The organism is Legionella gresilensis (genome assembly GCF_900639865.1).
GTDB lineage: Bacteria > Pseudomonadota > Gammaproteobacteria > Legionellales > Legionellaceae > Legionella_C > Legionella_C gresilensis.
Map to the genome: position 1 here is coordinate 17,167 of NZ_CAAAHX010000026.1, position 3,116 is coordinate 20,282.

The window sequence follows — 3,116 nt, forward strand, 5'->3', positions numbered from 1 at the left end:
TTATTGCAAGGCTGGGCTTAAGAAATTAGACGCAAATTCAATATGTACTTCACTTAAAAGTTAGGCTGTAGGTTATTAGAAGGTAATTGCTCGTTTAATAACACCTTGTAATTTGTTACAAAGGTTTGTAGAACTGGGTCAGTTTCTGATGCCAGTTGCAAAATTTGCAGCAAATCCTCGTTCTTTTTCTCAGCTTGGCTGATTAAAGCATTAATCAATTGATAAAATAGTTTGGGATGGTCACTCACTAAAGAAGCACCATCCTCTCTTATAAATTTATTTTGCTCAGCCTGCGTTAGCTTGGAAATCAATGTAATTAAACATAGGCCAGCAGCTTCATGAGTGGCTGTCTCAGTATTCGCCAATCTTTCCTTAATCACTGGGAGCAACTGCCTTACCTCGCTTGGTGTCACGCGGGGGATAAGAAGGGCTAAACACTTAAGCGCCACCTGTCTGGTTCTGTTGCAAAAAATTTCCCCATTTTTAAGTGGGATTTTACAGTTAAATAATAACTAATCTGAATTTGTAAGTGGGAATTTAGCTAATTGGTTTAGGTTGCATTATTTTTGTAAGTAGAAAATATTTTTTTGAATTTACTAAATTAACTTTTTTGCAACAGAGCCCTATTTTATATATTTATAGATGGGAACCCAGCAGAATAGTTACTTTCAGCAAACTGTGAAGATTTACTCTGATTATCTGCAAAAAAACCAATACCGCCTCCTACAACACTGCCAATTGCTGCAGCAGGAATAATAAATTTTAATATACCATTAAATATCATAAGTGATAAGCCCTCATCCTTTGCATGTATGCCATACCATGCTATAGCTGCACTTATTCGATGATGGGTCATAAAAGCGCCTGCTGCTGCTCCTATCATAGCGCCTCTTTTACTATATGATTTTATAGTGTTAGATTTCATAATACTGTTTCCTTTTAATGAATTAAAGTAGCGCATTATATAGAAGGCTAATAAGTAGTCAAAGAAAGGAGATAAATATAGAGAAACCTATTAAAAGTCGCCTAGTAGATTATGTGTCTTAAAAAACGACGGTTTTTAAGACTTTCCAGACTTATAATTCCCTACTATTAATCATTTGTCAGTTTTTTTCAGGTTACTATGTTTATTGAATCTGTTACAAAAACATTCAACCTACGAAATCATAAGTTTTAAGTAGGTCTCATTTGATTGATAGACAGTTTATTTTGTCTACTAACCATCCATCTGCTGAATTGTCCTTTGATTTCAGGCCGCATAGGCCGCTTTCAATGATTGCAAGCCTCTTACTGGGTTGATAAAACACTTAAGTTTCCTATGATCAGCTTTTAGATGGTTATTGCGATATTTAATCTGGTAATGCTGTATATTTTCANATTTTGATCAGCCTGCGTTAGCTTAGAAACCAATGTAATTAAACATAAGCCAGCAGCTTCATGAATAGTTGTCTCGGTATTTGTCAATTTTTCCTTAATCACTGGGAGCAATTGCCTTACCTCGCTTGATGTCACGCGGGGGATAAGAAGGGCTAAACACTTGAGCGCCGCCTGTCTTATAACCCAATTATTATTCACTAATTTCAACTGTAAAGCTTGAAGTAACACACTAATATCAGTGGGTAGTAGGTAGGGGATAAGCGCGACTAAACAATCGCGTGCCGCTTCTCGTACATCCCAATGATTATCCGCCAGTTTCAATTGAACCACTTGGAGTAACGCACTGATCTCATTGGGTGACAGGTGGAGGATAAATAGAGATAAACAACTGAGCGCCGCTTCTCGTATCATCCTATCCTTGTCAGCCAGTTTTAACGGCCATGTTGCAAAAAATAAAAAAACTACAAAAACCAAATACAGGACGTAGTTCAGCTATAGAGATGAAATAATTGTTTAATAAAGGAGACTTCGTTACCAGCGCCATACATCCACCTGTTGAATTGTCCTTTTCTAAACATTCGCATGACTTCAAATCCTTTAATGGTGGCATAAGCGGTTTTCATGGAGTGAAATCCTAAAACAGGATTGATAAGTCGTTTAAGCTTACCATGGTCTGATTCCAGACGATTATTACGGTATTTTATTTGCAAATGAGTGACATGTGGCGCTAAATTTCCTTCCCGTTTCAATTCTTTAATGGCCTGATTATAAGCTGGATTCTTATCGGTATTGATAACATTAATGTCACAAGTTGGATTATTCTTTATAAGCTTACTTAAAAATCGTTTGGCCGCTTTAGCATTACGGCAATGCGACAGATAGAAATCAATGGTATGACCACCTTCATCAATTGCTCTGTATAGATATTTCCATTCACCTTTCACTCTGATGTAAGTTTCATCCAAGTGCCAACGGTTAGAATAACGCTTTTTATACCAGTCTAATCGTTTTTTCAGTTCCGGCGCATAGTACTGAACCCAGCGATAAATGCTGGTGTGATCGATTGACAGTCCTCGCTCCGCCATCATTTCTTCTAAATCACGATAACTAATGCCGTATTTACAATACCAACGCACGCATTGCAAAATCACTTCGCCATGAAAATGACGCCATTTGAAATCGGATGGATTTTTAAAACTCATAGAAAAAACCAGCTAAATTCGCTTAGTATACAACCATCTTATTTTTGCAACACGTCTGACAAAGGATTAAGAAATAATTGATTGGTTATTGGTTAGTAGAATGTTTGCTATTAAGATTAGGAAAGCATAGTAGCAACATGATGTATAAAATATGATAAAAAATATATTGCAGCAACTGCTCTTACAAATAAGACCGATTTTATAAAATGAATTGACTAGTATGTATCTAGAGGGGACAGTTGCGACTAACAATTTTAATAGTAAATCAAGTGATATTAATTGTTATGTTATTACAGCTAGCTCATTGTCAAATAGTACAATTCAACAAATAGAAACAGTACACAAAGAATTTTATTCGAATATAGCCATCAATTAGGTATTTATCTGTTGCAGCAGTTGTTTGATTTAACGGATAGGGCAACTGAGCACCAGGTGCGTGATAATGCGGCGTTTCGATTATTTTGTGGTTATGGTTACTTAAGGCATTGGCATGTACCCGATCACACCAAGATAGAAGCGTTTCGGTCAAGACTTAGT

Annotated in this window: 6 protein-coding genes; 1 reads left to right on the plus strand and 5 read right to left on the minus strand. The window is 36.4% G+C overall.

The genetic code is table 11. The features are described from left to right. Positions 1–53: 53 nt before the first annotated feature. The 5 genes from E1P04_RS16925 to E1P04_RS16945 all read right to left on the minus strand — a co-directional run bounded on the left by E1P04_RS16925 (position 54) and on the right by E1P04_RS16945 (position 2,579). Positions 54–449, minus strand: a complete 396-nt coding sequence (locus tag E1P04_RS16925; protein WP_131784046.1) for a hypothetical protein — start codon at positions 447–449, stop codon at positions 54–56. A 179-nt stretch (positions 450–628) separates the two neighbouring features. Then, on the minus strand, positions 629–925 hold the full coding sequence (locus tag E1P04_RS16930) for a hypothetical protein (protein ID WP_131784047.1): 297 nt from the start codon (positions 923–925) through the stop codon (positions 629–631). A 324-nt stretch (positions 926–1,249) separates the two neighbouring features. Continuing rightward, positions 1,250–1,369: a DDE-type integrase/transposase/recombinase gene (locus E1P04_RS18325; RefSeq protein ID WP_131784052.1), complete on the minus strand. Its 120-nt coding sequence runs from the start codon at positions 1,367–1,369 to the stop codon at positions 1,250–1,252. Next, positions 1,330–1,788: a hypothetical protein gene (locus tag E1P04_RS18290; protein ID WP_131784048.1), complete on the minus strand. Its 459-nt coding sequence runs from the start codon at positions 1,786–1,788 to the stop codon at positions 1,330–1,332. The genes E1P04_RS18325 and E1P04_RS18290 overlap by 40 nt, the downstream gene beginning before the upstream one ends. Positions 1,789–1,865: 77 nt before the next feature. Beyond that, positions 1,866–2,579, minus strand: coding sequence for an IS6 family transposase (locus tag E1P04_RS16945; RefSeq protein WP_131784049.1), 714 nt, complete (start codon positions 2,577–2,579; stop codon positions 1,866–1,868). Between the two features lie 378 nt (positions 2,580–2,957). Here E1P04_RS16945 and E1P04_RS18175 point away from each other — a divergent pair. Beyond that, positions 2,958–3,116: transposase (locus E1P04_RS18175; protein WP_486606320.1), on the plus strand; the 159-nt coding region annotated here is incomplete at its 3' end.

Coding starts and splice junctions, on each gene's coding strand:
- E1P04_RS16945 (WP_131784049.1), bottom strand. CDS start 2,579: ATGAGTTTTAAAAATCCATCCGATTTCAAATGGCGTCATTTTCATGGC.
- E1P04_RS16930 (WP_131784047.1), bottom strand. CDS start 925: ATGAAATCTAACACTATAAAATCATATAGTAAAAGAGGCGCTATGATA.